The organism is Deltaproteobacteria bacterium (assembly GCA_026712905.1).
GTDB lineage: Bacteria > Desulfobacterota > Binatia > UBA9968 > JAJDTQ01 > JAJDTQ01.
In genome coordinates this window covers 1-3,787 of sequence record JAPOPM010000271.1, presented here as the reverse complement: position 1 = coordinate 3,787, position 3,787 = coordinate 1, and the positions used below count along the sequence as shown (strand labels likewise).

Annotated in this window: 5 protein-coding genes; 3 read left to right on the top strand and 2 right to left on the bottom strand. The window is 62.4% G+C overall.

What is annotated here, in order from left to right; genetic code table 11:
- Nucleotides 1-255, bottom strand: a 255-nt coding sequence (locus tag OXF11_22035) for a hypothetical protein (protein MCY4489766.1), incomplete at its 3' end; no start/stop codon positions are given.
- Nucleotides 256-1,230: 975 nt separating this feature from the next.
- Between OXF11_22035 and OXF11_22030 the strand changes: the two genes are divergently transcribed.
- The 3 genes from OXF11_22030 (at nt 1,231) to OXF11_22020 (ending at nt 2,303) form a co-directional block, all read left to right on the top strand.
- Complete coding sequence (locus OXF11_22030; protein MCY4489765.1) at nt 1,231-1,473, top strand: hypothetical protein; 243 nt, start codon at nt 1,231-1,233, stop codon at nt 1,471-1,473.
- 14 nt (nt 1,474-1,487) lie between these two features.
- The gene (locus OXF11_22025; GenBank protein ID MCY4489764.1) at nt 1,488-1,802 is read left to right on the top strand and encodes a hypothetical protein; all 315 of its coding nucleotides are present in this window, start codon (nt 1,488-1,490) and stop codon (nt 1,800-1,802) included.
- 105 nt (nt 1,803-1,907) lie between these two features.
- Nucleotides 1,908-2,303: a hypothetical protein gene (locus OXF11_22020; GenBank protein ID MCY4489763.1), complete on the top strand. Its 396-nt coding sequence runs from the start codon at nt 1,908-1,910 to the stop codon at nt 2,301-2,303.
- Nucleotides 2,304-2,413: 110 nt separating this feature from the next.
- On the opposite strand, the gene OXF11_22015 is transcribed toward OXF11_22020, so the two are convergent.
- The gene (locus OXF11_22015; protein ID MCY4489762.1) at nt 2,414-2,602 is read right to left on the bottom strand and encodes an ATP-binding domain-containing protein; all 189 of its coding nucleotides are present in this window, start codon (nt 2,600-2,602) and stop codon (nt 2,414-2,416) included.
- Nucleotides 2,603-3,787: the final 1,185 nt, after the last annotated feature.

The following is a 3,787-nucleotide window of genomic DNA, read 5'->3' as shown; positions in this document are numbered from 1 at the left end:
GCTTGTGGCCGGCACCCTGCTCCGTTTCGAGGACATGCCCAGCGTTTCCTTGACCACTTTGCCGATACGCGGGTTCACCCACCGCCGCGGCATCAATGCAAGGAGGTCGTCGTACTCCTCCCGCCGGTGCCGTTCTATCTCAAGGAAGACGTCGTGGATCACGTGTTCGGTGCAGGGTCTTGGCAAGGAGCTCAGGACTTCCTCCACCAGTGCCCGCAAATCCCGCATCGCCATCTGAACAATTCGTTGTGTCATGAGTCAACCTTTCTTCAGGTCGCGAAGCTGCTCCTCGTCGTCATCGACACCGACGACGACGAAATGGCCGAGGAAGGTCTGCTCGTCACCGCGGAGGCTCAGGACTGCCTGCATCGTGCCGTGCTCCTTCGGCAGGTGGATGGGACGGCGGGTGCCGGAGCGCCGCCCGCCGCCCCGCTCACTGCCAAGCTCGTGCTCTCGACGGCGCAGGGCCGTGCCACGGGCGACCAGCTCGCAGCCGTTGCACGCGCGTCTGGAGTCGCGGCATTCCCGGGGCGACCGGAACGCTCGCGGCGATGCACGTGGTCGCGCTGCAGCCCCTGGAATGGGTTGTGTCACGCGGCAGTGTCATGCTCCAGACTTCGGCAACAGGACCATGGACTGTAATACTGGAATTCTGACAGCTGGAAAATGGGGAAAGGGAACAGCCGCCGAAATCGCAGGAGGGCAGTCACGAGTTCGAGATCGTCCTGCCTGTGGACGATAGAGAAAGCGGCGAACCGGAATCCGTCCGGTTCGGGTTCGCCTGGAAAGTCCTCGCGACCAGACCCGTGACGGCTGGCAACCGGACACGGTGGGAAATCGCCCAGGATCGGGAGAAGCTCTCCCGCGCAAGGCAAGCCTTGGAGCAGGGGGCGGAATTCACGGGCTCAGGTGGGAACGACCTGGACGCGGCGTTCATGCACGCAGGGCATGGTACCGAACGCATCTGCGCTGCAAGGACGCGAGGACCGACAACGACGCCTGACTCTCGGCTTGCGTCGCGAACGCCCCCAAACATCTCGTTCGACTCACACAGACCGGGCATTGCGTAGAAACCGTGACCGTGGAGGAGGGTACCCTTCACCCGAAAGGATGGTTAGCGACTTGCAGGCTTCGGTAAATGCCTTGCTTGAGGCTGCGTCCAGCCCGTCTCGCAACCGGCGCCGGTTCCCGGCGCATCCACGACGCTTCCGCCCGACCCGAAAGCCTCGCGTGAAACCGGGAAGCTGGGTCGATACGGGCCGCTACCGGCCGGGCTTCATCCTGGAGATGATGCCCGACCCGCTGCACATCATGAAACTGTCCTACGGCGCCGTCATCGACGAGGATTTCCGGCCGTACATCGCGAACTGGAGACCGGTCCGCAAGCGCAAGCGGATTCCGTCGCTCAAGGACGTCTTCTCGGATGGAGACTGGATCCGCCATCCCTACTCGGGGTACGGCCGGATTCTGTAGTCCGTAACTCGACGATGGACATCGACTACCGGGGTCATGCGGCAACCGTGGTTCCCCCAACGGACTTGTCGCGCTTCGAAAAAGTCAGCGATTCTGGTCCCGCCGACATCCGTCCCGTGTGGGAACGGTTTCAACTGGGAACATGGATAGAAATCGACAGCTTGGGTCAGGGCGTAGTTCCCGTCGTCGAAGACGATGTGTTGTGGGTGTTCTTCGGCTACCGCGTCGTTCGCGTCGACGAACCGGACGACGGCAATGGGCCGATGATCTTGAAATCGGACAGGGATCCTGTCGACCTGCGTTCGCCGTGGGGACGGCGATGGGCGTAGTGGTGGCTGCATGCGGACCTCTCCGGCGAGCCGGTCTGCGCGTGTTGCGGATACCCCAACCTCGGTTCCGGCAGCGGGAGATGGTTCAGCGCCAAGGAATGCATCGTGTGCGGGTATCCGGATTTCGGAACCGGGATCGACAATGACGGGGAACCCTGCGTCCTCCGTGCCGAGGGCGTCTGGCGCCATCGCAACGCATGGAGTTTTCCGGAACCCGACGATCCAGAGCTGGTGCCGGACGAACTGTCCGACGAAGAATGGGAGAAGTCCGGTTACAGCCTATCCGAGGCCCGGAGCAACTACGAGGACCTGGGCGTCATGTTCCGGCCCGATGACCCCAATCCGTTGTCCACGGGCAAGCTGACGGCGCTTCGGTGCTCGCTGGCTCAATTGCTGGACGAAACCATGTCAGAGCCTTCCCGGTGGCACATGGGGCACGAGGACGCGGTCGCGCAGATCATGGAGCAAGTCCTGACCGTACTGGCCAGCGAACGGCGATGAGCGGATCGTCGAGGTGTCCGGAGAGTCCATGGCCAAAAGGGCAACACGGTTTTTCGCAGCCGTGGCAGATTCAATCTTCTGCGTGTAAACGTTGGTCTCACTTGCCGTTCCTACAGGCATTCGCGCGTGCATGTCATCGCGACATATAGCAGGCGGGTTGCCTCGGCAACGTTCTCGTGCGCGGCCCGTAGTTTCCCCAAGCCGACGAGAATCACACGCGGAAACGTCAGTCCTTTGCTGCTCTGTCGTGTCAGAAGCACCACCTGATCGCCCTGTGGGTCGGTAGATGGCCTGGGCATCGTCGTACAACAGCAACAGAGGGTTCGTGTTTCCGGTCGACGATCTGGGCGACGAACCGTAGCCAGTCTTCGGAATCGAGTTGGAAGAAGATCTCGAACATCCGCTCCAGATCGGCCTTCGGGATGCCAGGACCGTCGTCCTCAATGACGACGAGCACACGTCCGTCGTCGTCGGCGACTCGCGCCGTCGCCCGAACGCCGTGGCACCCGCGTTCTCCAGCAGGTTGCGGGAGGCACGGCGCAACGCCACGGGCCGGCATGCCGCCAGCACTCGATCGGAGTCGGGCACGACAAGTTCGTGGCCCAGATCCAGGAGGTCGGCGGCCACGCTGTCGATCAACGCATCGAGATCGACCGTCCGCGTCCCTTCCTGCCTAGTCCTCGCGGATGGATGCCTGGGCGTCGGTGGTATGTGCTAGGCAAGTCGTTTAATACAAAGCCTTGCGCCGTTCAGCCGGAGCTGCACGAACTCTGGATGAGTCGGAATTGAAGCGGCAACAGGCGGACTGGATGAGTTCTGAGACTGACGAGGTCGAACGCGTTGAAGCTTACGCGGGAAAGAGACAGAGCGAAGATGACCGAGACCGAGGAACGTTGGCTGGACTACGCGTGGTCCATCATCAACTGTCCGAAATCCCATCGCGAGCGGTGCGAAGACTTGGGAGCGGCTGTACCTGGGACATGGCGTGTTGACGGTAACGAGGTGAGATGGCCGGGATGTCTCGGCGGGGGCTACCGCGAAGGAACCGGGATTCTGTGCGTTGGCGCTGTTCACAGGGAGGGGCGGCCTGAGGACGAAGCACGCGACTCAGTGATCCGGCGGACGAACGCGGAGTTGGTGAACGCGCATCGGCGCTGGGTGCAGCGCGGCCGCTCTCGAGACGAGGACTATGACTACCTAGCGGCCGTGCGAACTGCGTACGAGGACGCGCTTCCCCGCTGGGCTCGCTGGAAGCGCCACTTCCGCTCGCTCGTGGAGGACTATCTTGGCATGAGCAGGAGGGAGATCGCATGGACCAATCTTGCGAAGTGTCGGGTTGCGATTGACCGTGGGAGTGGGGTCCGCCGGGCTGAAGCCAAACTAACAAGACTGTGCCAGCGTGAATTCGCACCTGTGAGCGAACTGGTAGAAGCGATCCGTCCCAGCCTTGTCCTCTGTTGTGTTCTGCACGCGCCAGGCGGCGG